Origin of the sequence: Streptomyces sp. NRRL F-2580 (genome assembly GCF_000720115.1) — a bacterium.
Classification (GTDB): domain Bacteria; phylum Actinomycetota; class Actinomycetes; order Streptomycetales; family Streptomycetaceae; genus Streptomyces.
This window is the reverse complement of sequence record NZ_JOIR01000032.1, coordinates 60,440-77,383: the sequence shown is the minus strand read 5'-3', so window position 1 is coordinate 77,383 and position 16,944 is coordinate 60,440. Positions and strand designations below refer to the sequence as shown.

Annotated in this window: 16 protein-coding genes; 10 read left to right on the top strand and 6 right to left on the bottom strand. The window is 73.2% G+C overall.

Annotation, left to right across the window (positions count from 1 at the left end):
* Positions 1–493: 493 nt before the first annotated feature.
* Complete coding sequence (locus tag IF88_RS0129280) at positions 494–2,137, top strand: DNA repair helicase XPB (RefSeq protein WP_030718992.1); 1,644 nt, start codon at positions 494–496, stop codon at positions 2,135–2,137.
* Here the strand turns inward: IF88_RS0129280 and IF88_RS0129275 are convergent.
* Both IF88_RS0129275 and IF88_RS0129270 read right to left on the bottom strand, forming a co-directional pair.
* Entirely contained in the window at positions 2,103–2,903 is an 801-nt protein-coding gene (locus IF88_RS0129275) for a glycosyltransferase family 87 protein (protein ID WP_078893213.1), read from the bottom strand. The two genes, IF88_RS0129280 and IF88_RS0129275, sit on opposite strands and share 35 nt — an antisense overlap.
* Positions 2,904–2,999: 96 nt before the next feature.
* Positions 3,000–3,185, bottom strand: a complete 186-nt coding sequence (locus IF88_RS0129270; protein WP_030718988.1) for a hypothetical protein — start codon at positions 3,183–3,185, stop codon at positions 3,000–3,002.
* A 299-nt stretch (positions 3,186–3,484) separates the two neighbouring features.
* Between IF88_RS0129270 and IF88_RS0129265 the strand changes: the two genes are divergently transcribed.
* A complete protein-coding gene (locus IF88_RS0129265) occupies positions 3,485–5,545 on the top strand; it encodes a HelD family protein (protein WP_030718985.1) in 2,061 nt (686 codons plus the stop codon).
* Positions 5,546–5,665: 120 nt separating this feature from the next.
* Here IF88_RS0129265 and IF88_RS0129260 read toward each other — a convergent pair whose 3' ends face one another.
* Positions 5,666–6,352 (bottom strand): copper homeostasis protein CutC, encoded by a 687-nt coding sequence (locus tag IF88_RS0129260; protein WP_030718982.1) that lies wholly within the window; start codon positions 6,350–6,352, stop codon positions 5,666–5,668.
* A 109-nt stretch (positions 6,353–6,461) separates the two neighbouring features.
* Between IF88_RS0129260 and IF88_RS0129255 the strand changes: the two genes are divergently transcribed.
* Positions 6,462–7,163 (top strand): hypothetical protein, encoded by a 702-nt coding sequence (locus tag IF88_RS0129255; protein WP_037807407.1) that lies wholly within the window; start codon positions 6,462–6,464, stop codon positions 7,161–7,163.
* A gap of 54 nt (positions 7,164–7,217) precedes the next feature.
* Positions 7,218–8,429, top strand: coding sequence for a Cmx/CmrA family chloramphenicol efflux MFS transporter (locus IF88_RS0129250; protein WP_051837745.1), 1,212 nt, complete (start codon positions 7,218–7,220; stop codon positions 8,427–8,429).
* Between the two features lie 42 nt (positions 8,430–8,471).
* Here the strand turns inward: IF88_RS0129250 and IF88_RS0129245 are convergent, their stop codons facing one another.
* Complete coding sequence (locus IF88_RS0129245) at positions 8,472–8,750, bottom strand: DUF4031 domain-containing protein (RefSeq protein ID WP_030718973.1); 279 nt, start codon at positions 8,748–8,750, stop codon at positions 8,472–8,474.
* A 7-nt stretch (positions 8,751–8,757) separates the two neighbouring features.
* Complete coding sequence (locus tag IF88_RS0129240; protein WP_030718971.1) at positions 8,758–9,132, bottom strand: hypothetical protein; 375 nt, start codon at positions 9,130–9,132, stop codon at positions 8,758–8,760.
* A gap of 160 nt (positions 9,133–9,292) precedes the next feature.
* Here IF88_RS0129240 and IF88_RS0129235 point away from each other — a divergent pair, with 160 nt between their 5' ends.
* The 6 genes from IF88_RS0129235 to IF88_RS49425 all read left to right on the top strand — a co-directional run bounded on the left by IF88_RS0129235 (position 9,293) and on the right by IF88_RS49425 (position 15,435).
* Positions 9,293–10,258 (top strand): MurR/RpiR family transcriptional regulator, encoded by a 966-nt coding sequence (locus tag IF88_RS0129235; RefSeq protein ID WP_051837743.1) that lies wholly within the window; start codon positions 9,293–9,295, stop codon positions 10,256–10,258.
* Positions 10,259–10,268: 10 nt separating this feature from the next.
* Positions 10,269–11,192: an N-acetylmuramic acid 6-phosphate etherase gene (gene murQ, locus IF88_RS0129230; protein WP_030718967.1), complete on the top strand. Its 924-nt coding sequence runs from the start codon at positions 10,269–10,271 to the stop codon at positions 11,190–11,192.
* An 86-nt stretch (positions 11,193–11,278) separates the two neighbouring features.
* Positions 11,279–12,772 carry a PTS transporter subunit EIIC gene (locus IF88_RS0129225; protein WP_030718965.1) on the top strand — a complete coding sequence of 498 codons (1,494 nt, stop codon included), beginning with the start codon at positions 11,279–11,281 and terminating at the stop codon, positions 12,770–12,772.
* A gap of 72 nt (positions 12,773–12,844) precedes the next feature.
* Entirely contained in the window at positions 12,845–14,086 is a 1,242-nt protein-coding gene (locus tag IF88_RS0129220) for an MFS transporter (protein WP_030718963.1), read from the top strand.
* 17 nt (positions 14,087–14,103) lie between these two features.
* Entirely contained in the window at positions 14,104–14,478 is a 375-nt protein-coding gene (locus tag IF88_RS0129215; protein WP_107050654.1) for a hypothetical protein, read from the top strand.
* A gap of 9 nt (positions 14,479–14,487) precedes the next feature.
* Positions 14,488–15,435, top strand: coding sequence for a GNAT family protein (locus tag IF88_RS49425; RefSeq protein ID WP_324617214.1), 948 nt, complete (start codon positions 14,488–14,490; stop codon positions 15,433–15,435).
* A gap of 5 nt (positions 15,436–15,440) precedes the next feature.
* On the opposite strand, the gene IF88_RS0129205 is transcribed toward IF88_RS49425, so the two are convergent.
* Positions 15,441–16,862 (bottom strand): hypothetical protein, encoded by a 1,422-nt coding sequence (locus tag IF88_RS0129205; protein WP_158754631.1) that lies wholly within the window; start codon positions 16,860–16,862, stop codon positions 15,441–15,443.
* Positions 16,863–16,944 lie beyond the last annotated feature (82 nt).

Genomic DNA, 16,944 nt, shown 5'->3' with positions numbered 1-16,944 from the left:
GGCGCCGAACGTGTCGAGGGGTCGGAGAGCGCAGCCTCGTTGCGTTCGGCACCCTGCGGGGATCACCCCGACACACACCCACCCCCGTCCCAACCGGCCGGTTCGGCTTCGCCGCGCACATTCAGCCTCGCCGGCGTTTGAGGCGCGGGGTCCGGGGCGGAGCCCCGATCTTTGAGCCGCACCTTCCAGCCTGGGCGCACCACCCGCCGCACAAATTCAGCCTCGCCGGCGTTTGAGGCGCGGGGTGCGGGGCGGAGCCCCGGTCTTTGAGCCGCACCATCCGGACCCGCCGCACCGTTTGAGTGGGGGTCCCCCGGACGAAGCCTGGGGAAGGGTCCGGGCGGAGCCCGGCGGGGGGCGGGGCCGAGGCTGTCGCGATCGGCCGGCGAGGCCACGGGCACGGAGAACCTCCCGCCCCGCCCGGCGATACGGCAGACTGGAGGTTTGGCCGCCCGCGCCCGGGCGGCCGTCTCACCGCCGGAAAGGGACGCGCGTGAACGGACCGCTCATCGTCCAGAGCGACAAGACGCTCCTGCTCGAGGTCGACCACGAGCTCGCCGGAGCCGCGCGGCGCGCCATCGCTCCGTTCGCCGAGCTGGAGCGGGCCCCCGAGCACATCCACACCTACCGGATCACCCCGCTCGGCCTGTGGAACGCCCGGGCCGCCGGGCACGACGCCGAGCAGGTCGTCGACGCGCTCGTCGAGTACTCCCGCTACCCCGTCCCCCACGCGCTGCTCGTCGACGTGGCCGAGACGATGGCGCGCTACGGCCGCCTCACCCTCTCCAAGCACCCCGTGCACGGCCTGGTCCTGACGAGCACCGACCGGCCCGTGCTGGAGGAGATCCTGCGGTCCAAGCGGATCACCCCGCTCGTCGGCGCGCGGCTCGACCCCGACACCGTGGTCGTGCACCCCTCCGAGCGCGGGCAGATCAAGCAGACGCTGCTCAAGCTGGGCTGGCCGGCCGAGGACCTCGCCGGTTACGTCGACGGCGAGGCGCACGCGATCGACCTGGCCGAGGACGGCTGGGCGCTGCGCCCGTACCAGCAGCAGGCCGTCGAGGGCTTCTGGCACGGCGGCTCCGGCGTGGTCGTGCTGCCCTGCGGCGCCGGCAAGACGCTGGTGGGCGCCGGGGCCATGGCGATGGCCAAGGCGACCACGCTGATCCTCGTCACGAACACCGTCTCGGCCCGCCAGTGGAAGCACGAGCTGGTCAAGCGGACCTCGCTGACGGAGGAGGAGATCGGCGAGTACTCCGGCACCCGCAAGGAGATCCGGCCCGTCACGATCGCCACGTACCAGGTCCTCACGACGAAGCGGAAGGGCGTCTACCCGCACCTGGAGCTCTTCGACTCCCGGGACTGGGGCCTGATCGTCTACGACGAGGTGCACCTGCTGCCCGCGCCGGTCTTCAAGTTCACCGCCGACCTCCAGGCCCGCCGCCGTCTGGGCCTGACCGCGACGCTGGTCCGCGAGGACGGGCGCGAGTCGGACGTCTTCTCGCTGATCGGGCCGAAGCGGTTCGACGCGCCGTGGAAGGAGATCGAGGCGCAGGGCTACATCGCGCCGGCGGATTGCGTCGAGGTCCGCGTCAACCTCACGGAGTCGGAGCGGCTCGCGTACGCGACCGCCGAGACGGAGGAGAAGTACCGCTTCTGCGCGACGACCGCGACGAAGCGGAAGGTCACGGAGGCCCTGGTGCGCAAGCACCAGGGCGAACAGACCCTCGTCATCGGCCAGTACATCGACCAGCTCGACGAGCTCGGCGAGCACCTGGACGCCCCCGTCATCAAGGGCGAGACCTCCAACGCGCAGCGCGAGAAGCTCTTCAACGCCTTCCGCGAGGGCGAGATCAGCGTGCTGGTCGTGTCGAAGGTCGCGAACTTCTCCATCGACCTGCCGGAGGCCACGGTCGCCATCCAGGTGTCGGGCACCTTCGGCTCACGCCAGGAGGAGGCGCAGCGCCTGGGCCGCGTCCTGCGCCCGAAGGCGGACGGCCACGAGGCCCGCTTCTACTCGGTCGTCGCGCGCGACACCATCGACCAGGACTTCGCGGCGCACCGCCAGCGCTTCCTGGCCGAACAGGGCTACGCCTACCGGATCATGGACGCCGACGAGCTGCTGGCGAGCGACTGAGGGGCGCCGGGTGACCGTCCCGCCGGCCCGGTGCGGCCGGGGCCCGGGCTGCGGCGATCAGCAGGGCCAGCAGGGGGACGGACCAGACCCACAGGGCCGGCCAGTCCGGTAGCGGGGTGGTGCGGGCGGCGGCGGGCAGTTGCCGGGTCCAGAAGGCAGCCGACTCCTGCGGGAGGACCAGCAGCCCGAGCAGCGCGGTACCGGCGAGGGCGGCCAGCGCGGTCAGTCCGGCCCGGACGCGGCGGGTCGCCAGCAGGTACGGGACGAACGCCGCCGGGGTGAGGGTGATTCCGGCGGCGATGCCCAGCGCCAAACCCTTGCCGAGCGCGGCGCCGGGCCGGCCGAGGTCCCACAGGACCAGGCAGGCGAGGGCCAGGTTGACCTGGGCGGGGAGCGGGGCCTGGAACAGCGGCCCCAGCCACAGTCCGGCGACGGTGGCGGCCAGGACGGGCCCGGGCCTGGCCGCCAGTCCCGCGAGGCGCCAGGACAGGCTGATCAGCAGGGCGAGCAGCCCGGCGTCACCGAGGACGAGGACGGCCTTCAGCACGCCGACGGGCAGCCCGGCGGCCGGTGTGAACAGGATCGCCGCGAACGGCGGATACGCGGCGGGCGGACGCCACTCGGCGGCACAGAACCCGTCGAGGAGGGCATCGGCCACCGGCACCCGCAGCGCGACGCCGAGCACGCCCAGCACGAGCAGCGACCCGGTCACCAGCACGCCGGCGAAGGGCAACGGGAAGCGGCTGTGGGCAGGGCTCCGGGTCACGCGCGTGACCCTAGTGGATCACCCAACGCACCTTGCCGCGCGGCCGGTCCGAGCGCGACCTACCCCGCCGCCGACGAGCGCGGGCGGCGGGGGCGGTCAGCGGCGTATGACGCCGGCGTCCTCGGCGTATTCGCCCAGGACGACGACGCTCACGGCCGCAGCGGCGAAGATCCTGGCGGCGTGCAGGGCGCGGCCGAGGGGGTGGGTGGGACGGGCGTCGGAGAGGGAGGTGGCGCCGCGCGGGCGGCCACCCTGGACCGGGGTGAAGGTTGCGGTGCTCATGTGTCCATGGTGCTTTTCCGCCGCGCACGCCACATCGCCCTGGGGGCTGAACCTCGGGCCCCGCGGCATCCTCCTCCCGGCCCATGCCGGCCCCTGGGGACCTCCCTGAGGTATGACACTCCCCCGTATGACACCCGTACGGGGGTCCCGTGCGGGACGGGCGAAATCCATTCGCGCCGCCCCGCCCCGGTGGTTAGAATCTCCGCTCTTGCCGCCTCCCACCGCCTCATCGGGGAGAGCCGCCCCCCGGTTGGAAACCGGCGGGCTTCTGTTCCGCACCAGCAGCTGGAGGCAGTCCCGTGCCCGCGCACGCCCCCGAGTCCGAGTCCGACCCGCTCGCCCGCGAACGGGCTCACCTCTCCCGCTCGCGCTCCGCCCTGCGCGCGATGCGCGAGGACGTCGAGGCCCTCGACATCCGCGACGTCACCGCGAACTGGGTCAACGCGATCGTCCTCCAGGCCCAGATCGACGACCGCATCAAGGCCCTCGCCGACCTCTCGCACACCCCGCTCTTCTTCGGCCGCCTCAACTACCTGCACGCCCCCGGCGCCGAGCTCGCCGAGGGCGCGGAGGGCGAGCAGTTCTACATCGGCCGCCGCCACGTCCACGACGCCGACGGCGATCCGATGGTCATCGACTGGCGCGCGCCCGTCTCCCAGCCGTTCTACCGGGCCTCCAAGAAGGACCCGCAGGACATCGCGCTGCGCCGCCGCTTCGGCTACACCGGCGGCGAGCTGACCGCGTACGAGGACGAGCACCTGTCCGACCCGGCCGAGGCCGCCGCCGTCAGCAAGCTGCTCCAGCAGGAGATCGAGCGCCCGCGCGTCGGCCCCATGCGGGACATCGTCGCCACGATCCAGCCAGAGCAGGACACGATTGTCCGCTCCGGCCTGTCCGGTTCCGTCTGCGTGCAGGGCGGTCCCGGCACCGGGAAGACCGCCGTCGGCCTGCACCGTGTCGCGTACCTCCTCTACGCGCACCGCGAGCGGCTCGCCCGCACGGGCACGCTCGTCATCGGGCCGAACCGTTCCTTCCTGCACTACATCGAGCAGGTCCTGCCCGCGCTGGGCGAGCTGGAGGTCAAGCAGGCCACCGTCGACGACCTGGTCGCCCGCGAGGGCCTGGAGGTACGCGGCACGGACGCCGCCGAAACCGCCGTGGTCAAGGGCGACGCCCGGATGGCGGAGGTGCTGCGCCGCGCGCTCGGCTCGCACGTCACCGCGCCGACCGAGCCGCTGATGGTGGTGCGCGGTTCGCGGCGCTGGCGGGTGCCCGCGTACGAGATCGCCGAGATGGTCGAGGAGCTGCAGAAGCGCGACATCCGCTACGGCGCGGCCCGGGACGCGCTCCCGCAGCGCATCGCGCACGCGGTGCTCGTACGGATGGAGCAGGCGGGCGAGGCGCCGGACGACCGCGTGCAGGACGCGGTGGCCCGCAACGCGGCGGTGAAGGCCGCGGTGAAGGCGGCCTGGCCGCCCGTCGAGCCGGCGAAGCTGGTGCTGCGCCTCCTGTCCGATCCCGATTTCCTCGCCCTGCACGCGGCGGACGTCCTCACGGCGGACGAGCAGAAGCTCCTCCTGTGGCCGAAGCCGTTCCGGAGCGTGAAGTCGGCGAAGTGGTCGGCGGCGGACCTGGTCCTGATCGACGAGGCCGCGGACCTGGTGGAACGGACGCACTCGCTGGGTCACGTCGTGGTCGACGAGGCCCAGGACCTGTCGCCGATGCAGTACCGGGCGGTGGGCCGGCGCTGCACGACGGGCTCGGCGACGGTCCTCGGCGACCTCGCGCAGGGCACCACCCCGTGGGCCACGCGCAGCTGGGACGAGGCCCTGACGCACATGGGCAAGCCGCAGGCGGTGCTGGAGGAGCTGACGGCGGGCTTCCGCGTGCCGCGCGAGGTGATCGCGTACGCCTCCCGGCTGCTGCCGTCGATCTCCCCGGGCCTGGCCCCGGTCTCCTCGGTCCGCGAGACCCCCGGCTCGCTGCTGGTCTCGGAGACCTCGGACCTGACGGCGGACGTGGTGGCGGCCTGCCGCGCGGCGCTCGCCCACGAGGGGTCGATCGGCCTGATCGCGGCGGACGCGCGGATCCCCGCCCTGGCGGAGGCCCTGCTGGCGGCGGGCCTGCCGTACCTGTCGCCGGGCGAGGAGACCACGGCCGAGTCCCGCCTGACCCTCGTCCCGGCCTCGCTGGCGAAGGGCCTGGAGTACGACTACGTGGTCCTGGACGAGCCCGCCGCGATCGTCGACGGCGAGCCGGACGAACGCACGGGCCTCCGCCGCCTGTACGTCTGCCTCACCCGCGCCGTCTCGGGCCTCACGGCCCTCCACGCGACCCCGCTCCCCGCCGCCCTGTCCTGACCCGCGGCCCAACCCCCGGCGGGGCTTTTGTAGCCCCGCCGGGGGCACCTCCCCAGCGGTGGCTGGGGGAGTTCGAGGCGCGGGCGCGGAGCTGTTCGGGGCGGGGCCCCGGTGCTCGGGTCAGGTCAGGGCGGCGCGCCATTCGGCTACGGCTTCGGCCGAGACCGGGTGGCCCCACCCGGAGGGGCGGGCCGCGCCGCCGATGTGGAACGCGTCGATGCCGGCCGAGCGCAGCACCGGCAGGTGCGAGAGGGTCAGCCCGCCGCCGACCAGCATCCGCGCCCCGTACCCCGGCTCCCCCCGCCGCGCCGCCTCGGCGACCAGCACCGGCACTCCCTCCTCGACCCCGGCCGCCGAGCCGGCGGTCAGGTACGTGTCCAGCCCGGGAAGGTCGGCCAGCGCCTTGCGCAGCTGGTCGCGGTCCGCCGCGCGGTCGATCGCCCGGTGGAAGGTCCAGCGGCAGCCGTCCAGCTCCGCGACGACCGCCTCGACGGCGGCCAGGTCGGGGGTGCCGTCCGGGTTCAGGAAGCCGAGGACGAACTCCTGCGCGCCCTCCGCCCGCAGCTCCCGCGCCGCGCGGACCAGGACGGAGACGTCGCCCGCCGCGAAGCCGTCCGTCTTGCGGAGCATCACGCGCAGCGGGATGTCGACCGCCGCCTTGATCGCCGCGAAGGTCTCGCGCGCCGGGGTGAGCCCGTCGGCGGCCATGTCGGTGACCAGTTCGAGTCGGTCCGCCCCACCGGCCTGGGCCGCGATCGCGTCCTCCGCGTCGAGGGCGATCACCTCCAGGAGCGCACGGTTGCTCATTCGTTGCCGTCCTTCGTCCGGTATGAAAAATAGGTCTAGTCCAATATCCAGGGTACGGGCCTCCACCCGGGCTCCACCAGCACCATCACGCCACCCCCACAATGTGCCCATGGACACAGGCACCCAGCACCGCGACACCGGCCCCGACACCACGGCCCTCCGGGCCCGTTGGCGGGCCACCGTCACCGCCGCCGGCGCCGCGGCCGACCGCGATCCCGACCCCTACGCCGAGCGCCTGCTCGCCGCCTGGGCGGAGCCGCAGCGCCGCTACCACACCACCGCGCACCTGGCCGACGTACTCGCGCGGATCGACGTACTGGCTCCGCACGCCGCCGACCTCGCCGCCGTCCAGCTCTCCGCCTGGTTCCACGACGCCGTCTACCGCCCCGACCGCTCCGAGAACGAGGAGCGCAGCGCCGCCCTGGCCGAGCGCGCCCTCCCCGAGCTCGGCATGGAGGCCTCCCGCACCGCCGAGGTGGCCCGGCTGGTCCGGCTCACCATCAGCCACGACCCCGCCCCCGGCGACACCGACGGCGAGGTGCTCTGCGACGCCGACCTGGCCGTCCTGGCCGGTGCCCCGGAGGCCTACGCCGCCTACGCGGCCGCCGTGCGCGCCGAGTACGGGTTCGTCCCGGACGAGGCCTTCCGCACCGGCCGCGCCGCCGTGCTGCGCCAGCTGCTCGACCTGCCCCGGCTCTTCCGCACGCCCTACGGCGCCGCGCACTGGGAGGCCCCGGCCCGCGCGAACCTCGCCGCCGAGCTCGCCGCACTGGAGGCTCCCGAAGCCTCCGAAGCCCCCGGGGGAATTTGATCGCGTTCACGACGGTTGGTGACTGTCATGCCCGCAGATGCCGCACGCCCCCGCATGCCCGTCGCCGTCTACATCCTCGGACTGTCCGTCTTCGCGCTCGGCACCAGCGAATTCATGCTCTCCGGGCTGCTGCCGCCGATCGCCGAGGACATGGGCGTCACCATTCCGCAGGCGGGCCTGCTCATATCCGCCTTCGCGATCGGCATGGTCGTCGGCGCGCCGCTGCTGGCCGTGGCCACCCTGCGGCTGCCGCGCCGCACCACCCTGATCGCCCTCATCAGCCTCTTCGGCCTCGGGCAGGTCGCGGGTGCGCTGGCCCCCACGTACGAGCTCCTCTTCACCTCCCGCGTCGTCTCGGCCTTCGCCTGCGCCGGCTTCTGGGCCGTGGGCGCGGCCGTCGCCATCGCCATGGTCGACCGCGACCAGCGGGCCCGCGCGATGGCCGTCATGATCGGCGGGCTGTCGATCGCCAACGTCCTCGGTGTCCCCGCCGGCGCCTTCCTCGGTGAGCACCTGGGCTGGCGCTCCGCGTTCTGGTCGGTCGGCGCGGCCTCCGCGGTCGCCCTCGCCGGCATCCTGGCGCTGATCCCGAAGATCCCGCTGCCCGCCGAGAAGCCCTCGCTCGGGCGCGAGCTGCGCATCTACCGCGACCGCCAGGTGTGGCTCTCCATCGCCGTCACGGCGCTGGCCGCGGGCGGCGTCTTCTGCGCCTTCAGCTATCTGTCACCGCTGCTCACGGACGTGGCCGGGCTGGACTCCCGGTGGGTCCCGTGGATCCTCGCGCTCTTCGGCATCGGCGCGCTGGCCGGCACCACCGTCGGCGGCCGCGTCGCCGACGCGCACCTGTTCGGCGTGATGATCTGGGGCATCACCGCCTCGACGGTCTTCCTCGGCGCGCTCGCCCTGCTGGCCTCGTTCCAGGTCGCGGTGGTCGCGCTCGCCTTCCTGATCGGCTTCTCGGCCTTCTTCACCGCCCCGGCGCTCAACGCCCGCATGTTCAACGTGGCCGGCGCCGCCCCGACCCTGGCCGGCGCCACGACCACGGCCGCCTTCAACCTCGGCAACACCGGCGGCCCCTGGCTCGGGGGCACCGTCATCGACGCGGGCCTCGGCTTCGCCGCCACCGCCTGGGCGGGCGGCGCGATGACGGTCACCGCGATCGCCCTCGCCGTGGCCGCCCTGCGCCTGGACCGCCGCCGCAGCGCCCCCACCCGCGTCGTGGCCTCCTCGACGCCGGCCCCGGCGGGCACGCCCGAGAAGGTCTAGGCGCGCCCGGGTCCGCAGGCGGGGCTCAGCGGCAGTGTTCGGCTACGACCGCGGCTGCGCCGGGCGGCCCTTCGGGCGGCGCAGGCCGGCCTCGGTGAGCCGGCGGACGAGTTCCTTGCTGCCGATCTCCACGGCGCCCGCGCCGACCGCGTCCGCGTACCGGTACGAGGGCACGTCGTAGTGGTCCCGCTCGAAGGCCCGCGGCGGACAGCCGATGCCGGCCGCGAAGGCGTGCAGCTCCTCGTACGAGACGTCGCTGACGAGGTGGGACCACATGCGGCCGTGGCCCGGCCAGGTCGGCGGGTCGATGTAGACGGTCACGGGCGGCTCACCGGAGACCGAAGACGGGACCCAGGCCTCCGACCGCGGCCACTTTCACGCCCGCCTCCGAGCACACCCAGTGCGGGTCGGGCCCCAGTTCCGGTTCCACGTCGAGCGCGTGCGGATCGCCGTGGGTGCAGACCGGGCACAGCGGCCAGCGCCCGTACTTCTCCAGCAGCGCGTCCTGCACGTCCTGGGCTACGAGTCCGGGAAGGTAGTCGACGCCCTCCGGCCACTGCTCCACCCACCACCGGCGGTGCGTGACCGAGTCCTCGACGAGGGAGACGACATCGGCGTCGGCGACCTCGCCGGCGGCGAGATCGGCGAGAACGAGTGCACGGGCGACGTGCAGCGCCTGTTCCAAGGGGGTCGCGTGGTCCATGGGCCCATTGTGGACCTGAGGAGGCCCGGTGACGAAGGCCCTCTCTCCGGGGGCCGTATGGCGTATTGACGCCCACCACCCCCGAAAATAGGTTTCAGGTGTGAGCGAGAACACGAAAGAAACTTTCAGTCCCGGTGCGCAGACGGAGACACGGACCCAGATGCAGACCGGGCCCGCCCCGGCGCCCTCGGCCCTCCGGGCCCGGGTCCGGAGCCTCGCTCCGTCCATGACGCGTTCCGTGCAGGCCGTCGCCGAGGCCGTCGCCTCCGATCCCGCCGGGTGCGCACGCCTCACCGTCTCCGGTCTCGCCGCGCACACCGGCACCAGCGAGGCCACCGTCGTCCGCGCCGCCCGCCTCCTCGGCTACCCCGGCTACCGCGACCTGCGCCTCGCGCTGGCCGCCCTCGCCGCCCAGCAGGAGTCCGGCGCCGCCCCCGCCGTCACCGTCGACATAGCCGTCGACGATCCGCTCGCCGACGTCGTCGCGAAGCTGGCCCACGAGGAGGCGCAGACCCTCACCGACACCGCCGCCGGACTCGACCTGACCCAGCTGGCCGCCGCCGTCACCGCCCTCGCCACCGCCCGCCGCATCGACGTCTACGGCGTCGGCGCCTCCGCCCTCGTCGGCCAGGACCTCGCCCAGAAGCTGCTGCGCATCGGGCTCGTCGCGCACGCCCACGGCGACCCCCACCTGGCCGTCACGGGCGCCGTCCAGCTGGGCCCCGGCGACGTCGCCGTCGCGATCACCCACTCCGGCTCCACGGGCGACGTGATCGAGCCGCTCCGCGTCGCCTTCGAGCGCGGCGCCACCACCCTCGCCCTCACGGGCCGCCCGAACGCCCCCGTCGCCCACTACGCCGACCTCGTACTGGCCACCTCCGCCGCCCGCGAGACCCAGCTGCGCCCGGCCGCCATGTCCAGCCGGACCAGCCAGCTGCTCGTCGTCGACTGCCTCTTCGTCGGCGTCGCCCAGCGCACGTACGAAACCGCCGCCCCCGCCCTCGCCGCCTCCTACGAAGCCCTGGCCCACCGGCACACGGCCAAATCCAGCCCCGCCTGGGGGTCCCCCCGGACGGAGTCCGGGGGAGTTCGAGGCGCGGGGTCCGGGGCGGAGCCCCGATCTTGAAGGAGCACCCATGACCGCACACGCAGACCTCCGCGCCCAGCTGGACACCCTCACCACCGAGGCCTTCCGCCAGGACCTCGCCGAGATCGACCGGCTGTCCACCCTCGACATCGCCCGCATCATGAACGCCGAGGACGCCACCGTCCCGGCCGCCGTCGCCGCCCAGCTCCCGCACATCGCCGCCGCGATCGACGCGATCGCCGTACGGATGGCCCGCGGCGGCCGCCTCGTCTACGCGGGCGCCGGCACGGCCGGCCGGATGGGCGTCCTGGACGCCAGCGAGTGCCCGCCCACCTTCAACACCGACCCCGCCGACGTCGTCGGCCTCATCGCGGGCGGCCCCTCCGCCATGGTCACGTCGGTCGAGGGCGCCGAGGACTCGCCGGAGCTGGCCGCCGCGGACCTCACCGCGCTGGGAATCGGCCCGGACGACACGGTCATCGGCATCTCCGCCTCCGGCCGCACCCCGTACGCGATCGGCGCCGTCGCCTTCGCCCGTACGCGCGGCGCGCTCACCGTCGGGCTCTCCTGCAACGCCGGCTCCGCCCTCGCCGAGGCCGCCGAGCACGGCATCGAGGTCGTCGTCGGGCCCGAACTCCTCACCGGCTCCACCCGCCTGAAGGCGGGTACGGCCCAGAAGCTGGTCCTCAACCTCATCTCGACGATCACCATGATCCGGCTGGGCAAGACCTACGGGAACCTGATGGTCGACATGCGCTCCTCGAACGAGAAGCTGCGCGCCCGCGCCCGCCGCATCGTCGCGCTGGCCACCGGCGCGCCCGACGCCGAGATCGAGGCCGCGCTCGCCGCCACCGACGGCGAGGTCAAGAACGCCGTCCTCGTGATCCTCGGCGGCGTCGACGGGCCGACGGCCGCCGAACTGCTCGCCGCCTCGCACGGCCACCTCCGCGCGGCTCTCACCGAAGCCCGCTGACGAAGGCCGCCGGCGAAGGCGCCGACCGAAGCCCGCCGCCCCAAGCCCGCATCCCCGTCCACCACCCGACGCAAGGCGACCACCACATGTCCACTGACAAGAACCGCGCCACAGCCGCCGCGATCCTTCCTCTGGTCGGCGGCCCGGACAACGTCACCTCCATCGCGCACTGCATGACCCGGCTGCGCATCACCCTGCGCGACCGTTCCCTGGTCCAGGACGAGGCCCTGCGGGCCCTGCCCGCCGTCCTCGGCGTGGTCGAGGACGACACGTACCAGATCGTGCTGGGCCCGGGCACCGTCGCCCGCGTCACCCCCGAGTTCGAGGCCCTGGTCGAGGAAGGCCGCGCGGCGGTCCCGGCCACCCCCGCCGCACCCACCCCGCACGTCGTCACCGCGGAGGACCTGCAGGCTCAGGGCGCGGCGCTGAAGGAGGCCCAGAAGGCCCGCAACGCGACCCCGTTCAAGCTCCTCCTGCGCCGGATCGCGAACATCTTCGTCCCGCTGATCCCGGCGCTGATCGGCTGCGGCATCATCGCGGGCCTGAACGGCCTGCTGACGAACCTGGGCCGGCTGCCCGCCGTCGTCCCGGCGCTCGCCGCGATCGCGTCCGGCTTCATGTCGCTCATCGCCGTGTTCGTCGGCCACAACACCGCCAAGGAGTTCGGCGGTACGCCGGTCCTGGGCGGGGCGGTCGCCGCGATCATCGTCTTCCCGGGCGTCGCCAAGATCGACGCCTTCGGCCAGCAGCTCTCCCCCGGACAGGGCGGCGTCCTCGGCGCGCTCACCGCGGCCCTGCTCGCCGTGTACGTCGAGAAGTGGTGCCGCACATGGGTCCCCGAGGCCCTGGACGTCCTGGTCACCCCGACCCTCACGGTCCTCATCTCCGGCCTGGTCACCCTCTTCGGCCTGATGTTCCTCGCCGGTGAGGCCTCGGCGGCCATCGGCACCTTCGCCGACTGGCTGCTCGCCACCGGCGGCGCCTTCGCGGGCCTGGTCCTCGGCGGCCTCTTCCTGCCCCTCGTGATGCTGGGCCTGCACCAGGCCCTGATCCCCATCCACACCACGCTCATCGAACAGTCCGGCTACACCGTCCTGTTGCCCATCCTCGCCATGGCGGGCGCGGGCCAGGTCGGCGCGGCCATCGCCGTCTACTACCGGCTCCCGCGCAACGGATCGCTGCGCACCACCATCAAGTCCGCCCTCCCGGCCGGTTTCCTCGGCGTGGGCGAGCCGCTCATCTACGGCGTCTCCCTCCCCCTCGGCCGCCCCTTCGTCACCGCCTGCGTCGGCGGCGCGGCCGGCGGCGCCTTCGTCGGCCTGTTCAACCAGCTCGGTGTTGCCTTCGGCTCCACCGCCATCGGCCCCTCGGGCTGGGCCCTGTTCCCCCTGCTGGACGGCAAGTCGAGCCCCGGCATCACCATCGCCGTCTACGCGGGCGGCCTCGCCGTCGGCTACCTCGTCGGCTTCGCCGCCACCTACTTCTTCGGCTTCACCCGCCGGATGCTGGCCGACCTCAACACCGACCCGGACGCGACCGCCGCGGCCGCCGAGCCCTCCAGGGAACCGGCCCTGACCTGACGTCCGCCCTCGCCGTGACCGCGCCGGGGGAGCTTGCCCTCCAGTTGGTCGAGGGCCCTAGCGTCGGCGGCCATGACCTCCCTCGACACCGTCCGGCCCGGTTCGGCGCGCCCGGCCCTCCCCCGCGCGTACCTCGTCTGGCTCGCCGGAACCCGCGCCTCGCTGCTCGGTGATGCCGTCCTGTACTTCGCCCTCGGCTGGGCGGCCAGTGCCCACGGTGGCGGGACGGGCGCCCTGGTCCTGACCGCCATCACCCTTCCGCGGACTCTGCTGCTGTTGCTGGGCGGCGCCGTCGGTGACCGGTTCGGCGCGCGCAGGGTGATGGTCGTCGGGGACGCCGTGATGCTCACGGCCACGCTCGCGCTGGCCCTCGCCGGCTCCCGCCCCGAACCCTCTCCCTGGCTCCTCGTCACGGTCGCGGCCGTGGTCGGCACGGTCGACGCGTTCTACCTGCCGGCCGCCGGGTCCATGCCCCGCAGCCTGGTGGGCGAGGCGCGGCTCCCCAGGGCGTTGGCCGTGCAGCAGGCGGCCGGACAGGTCGCCTCGTTGCTCGGGGCTCCGCTGGGCGCCGTACTCGTCGCGGCCGCCGGCCTGACCGGCGCGGCGCTCGCCGACGCGGGCACCTTCGCGATCGTCCTCGTCGTACTCCTCCGCGTCCGGCCGGCCCACTCCGTCGAACGGTCCCCTCGCGGGGAGGGCCTCTTCGCCGGGGCGGCGGACGGGGTGCGGGTCGCCGTGGGGGATCCGGTCCTGCGGTCCGCGCTGGTGCTGACGGCCGCCGCCGCGTGCTTCCTCCTGCCGGTGGTGTCCCTGCTGAACCCGCTCCTGGCCCGGGAGCACGGCTGGAGCGCCGGGGCGGCCGGTCTGATCGCTGGCAGTCAGAGCCTGGGGGTGGTCGCCGTGGCGCTGGCGGTCTCGCGATGGGGCACCATGCGCCGGATCGGCCGGGGTGCGGCGCTGGGGCTGTGTGTCGCGGCGCCGGGGATCGCCGCGGTGGCGCTGGCCGGGGAGACCGGTGTGGCCGTTGCCGTTGCCGTGGCCGGGGGAATCGTCACCGGCGCGGGTTCCGGGATGTTCGCCTGCCACATCGGTCCGCTGGTGCTGACCGGCGCCCCCGGCACCCACCTGGCGAGGCTGCAGGCGTCGCTGACGCTCGTTCAGAGCCTGGCGCTGATGGTCGGCAACAACGCCCTGGGCGCACTCGCCGACGCCCGCGGGGCCACGGCCGCCACGGCGGTCTGTGCGGCGGGCGCCTGCGCCGCCGGCCTCACGGGGCTCGCCCTGAAACCCCTGGATCGCCTACGTCAGCCGTAAAAGTCGGCTGGTGGCTGGTGGCTGGGGAAGACGTCGCCGCCACCGCGCTGATCGAGGTCGTACGCATCGCCAACGGGCCCGAGCGGCACGGCGAACCGATGACCGGGGCCGTCGTGGGCCTCTGGGAGGGTCCCGCCGTCGCGGAGATGCTCGCCGTGGTGGGGAAGATGCCCACCGCCCAGGTCACCCTGTGCGGGTTCGCCCCCGGCTGGGGCATCCGCGCGTACGCGGGCCCGGACGAAGCGCCCCTCTACGAAGCCGCGTTCTGCTACGGCTGCGACCAGGTCTGGGTCTGGGGACCCCGGGTCCCCGAGGCGCTGCACCGCCAGACCTTCGACCCCGCCTCGCCCAACGCCCAGTACCTCAGGCTGCGGTTCCGCGAGGAGGCCTAGGCTGCCGTCATGGAGATACCCGCCGGGGCGGCAGCCCTCGAAGTCGTCCGCCTCGACCCGCGCCAGGTCCACCCCTGGGGCCCCATATCCGGCGGCACCCCCCTCGCCCTGTGGACCGGACCCGAGGCCACCGAGACCCTCGCCCTCCTCGAAGCGCTGCCCCCGGGCCACCGGGCCCGGTGCTTCGTCCCCACCTGGGGGCTGCGCGCCCACGACGCGGAGCTGAACCACCTCTACGACGTCATCCCCTGCTTCTCCTGCAACCTCGCCCTGCTCACCGGCCCGGCCGTTCCCGAGCACTTGGACCGCGGCCACGCCTTCGACCGCGAGAGCCCCGCGGCCAAGGCCCTCCTGTCCCGCCTCCGCGCCGCCGAGGGGATCCCCCCGGTCGTACCGGCCGGGCGGATGCGGGCCCTGCCCCAGCCCCTGCTCGACCTCCCCGGCGGGTGGCTGCTGCGCCCCTGGGAGCCGTCCGACGCCCCCGCCCTGATCGCTTCCGGGCTCGACCCCGACATCCAGCACTGGAACCGCACGGGCCGGTTCACCGAGGCGGGCGCCGAGGAGCGGATCGCGCGCTACCGCGACAACTGGGACACCGAGAAGGCCGCGATCTGGGCCGTCGCCCCCGCCACCGGCGGCCCCGCTCTCGGCCTGATCGGGCTCGCCGACCTCGACCTCCCCGGCGGCAGCGGCGAGATCCTGTACTGGCTGCTGCCCGCCGGCCGCGGCAGCGGCCTCATGGTGCCGGCCACGGAGGCCGTCACCCGCTGGACCTTCCGCGACCTCGGCCTGCACCGCGTCCGCATCACCCACTCCGTGGCCAACCCGGCCTCCTGCGCCGTCGCGACCAAGGCCGGGTTCCCACTGGAAGGCACCATGCGCGGCGCCCTCCTGCACGCGGACGGCTGGCACGACGAGCACCTGCACGCCCGCCTGCGCACCGACTCCCCGGTGTAGCCGGGTCACTTGGGCGTGGGCGTGGGCGAGCTCTCGTCCTTCTCGGTGGCACGTGCCTTCTCCAGGAGCTCCCGGTAGGGCGTCTGCGCCGTGGCGCCGCGCACCTGCGAGAGGCCGTACCGCTCACTGGCCTCTTGGTTCTCCAAGGGCAGGTTGGGAACGAAGGATATCCGTTCACTCGGGGGTGACACATGCACATCGACACGCGGCCAGTTGCCGCTGTCGACCCTCCACACGGTGATGCGCTGCCGACCTCGGGTCACGTTCAACATTTCGCTGCTGTTCGAAATATTGGTCCAGTATCTCGATTTCGCACCGCCCGGATCCCCGTCCTCGCACATCACTCCGAAACGCCACTTCCCCCTCTCCAGGTTGGCGCGCTTGAAATCACCGGCCATGGTCATTCTGTCTTTCCTGATCACGTACACCTCGGTCTGGGCCCTGATCGCCTCATAACCGCGTTTCTCAGGATCCGTGATCTCGACGACCACGTCCTGTGCGACTTCTTCCCCCGGATTCAACACGCGACCCACCGGGGTGACGAACTCGCCGTCGTAGATCAATTTGTAGTCGCCGGTCTTCACCTCGGGGGGACCGCTCGCAGGTCCGCCATGGATCCAGTAGCTGCTGCCGAGGACGTAGACGGGGACCTGTCCGGCGTTCTTCACGTACAGATGGGCCGTCACGAACATCGGCGCCCCGGCCTTCTCCTGGTTCGACTCCCTGAACTCGGCCCCACTCTGTATCAGCGGGGTCGTCACATAGGGAACGTAGATCTGCGAATACGCCAGGTTCGCGACAGCGAGAAGGGTGGAGATGATCACCCCGATCGCTATCTTCCTGGGAATACTGAGGCCCTTCCACGCCCGACATTTACCCAGTTCGACCAGGGCCACCGAAGACCAGACGAGGAGGCCTATCGCGATCAGGGTGTAGCCGGTGAAACGCTCGCCGACCTGCAGCAGAACGACAGAGATACTACAGAGGAGGGTGATGACGACTCCGATCAGAACGACCACCCCCGAGTAACTCCACCGCCGCAATTCCCAGAAGTCGACGGCGGTCGCGGCGGCGATCACCTCCACCACGGCCACGACAAGAATGGTGAATCCGGCGATGCGCCCGCCGTAGGTCAGGGCGTCACCACTGTCCGCCAGTCCGATCCGGAAGAGCAGACACGCCGTCACGAGGAGGCCGAACACCACGCACAAGCAGGTGGTTCGTCGGGCCCACGCCTGGTCCGGCCAGTAAGTGCCGTCCTCGCCGAGAAAACGGATGGGGTGTCCGTCCTCCACACCCTCACGGCTGAGGAGTCTCTTGAGTTGCTCCTCGGACCAGACCCTGCCCACCGACCTGCCGTCGATCAGAACCTTCCGCAAGCCGAGGTCATCCGGCGCTCCCACGGTCACGATGCGCGTGTTCGCCATGACACCAGCCTGCCGCTTGTCCACGGGAGGCGCTTCCGGAGCCCGCACCGCACGCGTGCCCGCACGTCGGGGTGCGCCCGGC

What these genes read in the sequence shown, in the direction of transcription:
- IF88_RS0129205 (WP_158754631.1), bottom strand. Translation starts at nt 16,862, where the DNA reads ATGGCGAACACGCGCATCGTGACCGTGGGAGCGCCGGATGACCTCGGC.
- IF88_RS49425 (WP_324617214.1), top strand. Translation starts at nt 14,488, where the DNA reads ATGGAGATACCCGCCGGGGCGGCAGCCCTCGAAGTCGTCCGCCTCGAC.
- IF88_RS0129255 (WP_037807407.1), top strand. Translation starts at nt 6,462, where the DNA reads ATGGACACAGGCACCCAGCACCGCGACACCGGCCCCGACACCACGGCC.
- IF88_RS0129235 (WP_051837743.1), top strand. Translation starts at nt 9,293, where the DNA reads ATGCAGACCGGGCCCGCCCCGGCGCCCTCGGCCCTCCGGGCCCGGGTC.
- murQ (WP_030718967.1), top strand. Translation starts at nt 10,269, where the DNA reads ATGACCGCACACGCAGACCTCCGCGCCCAGCTGGACACCCTCACCACC.
- IF88_RS0129250 (WP_051837745.1), top strand. Translation starts at nt 7,218, where the DNA reads ATGCCCGTCGCCGTCTACATCCTCGGACTGTCCGTCTTCGCGCTCGGC.
- IF88_RS0129270 (WP_030718988.1), bottom strand. Translation starts at nt 3,185, where the DNA reads ATGAGCACCGCAACCTTCACCCCGGTCCAGGGTGGCCGCCCGCGCGGC.
- IF88_RS0129240 (WP_030718971.1), bottom strand. Translation starts at nt 9,132, where the DNA reads ATGGACCACGCGACCCCCTTGGAACAGGCGCTGCACGTCGCCCGTGCA.
- IF88_RS0129220 (WP_030718963.1), top strand. Translation starts at nt 12,845, where the DNA reads ATGACCTCCCTCGACACCGTCCGGCCCGGTTCGGCGCGCCCGGCCCTC.
- IF88_RS0129225 (WP_030718965.1), top strand. Translation starts at nt 11,279, where the DNA reads ATGTCCACTGACAAGAACCGCGCCACAGCCGCCGCGATCCTTCCTCTG.
- IF88_RS0129260 (WP_030718982.1), bottom strand. Translation starts at nt 6,352, where the DNA reads ATGAGCAACCGTGCGCTCCTGGAGGTGATCGCCCTCGACGCGGAGGAC.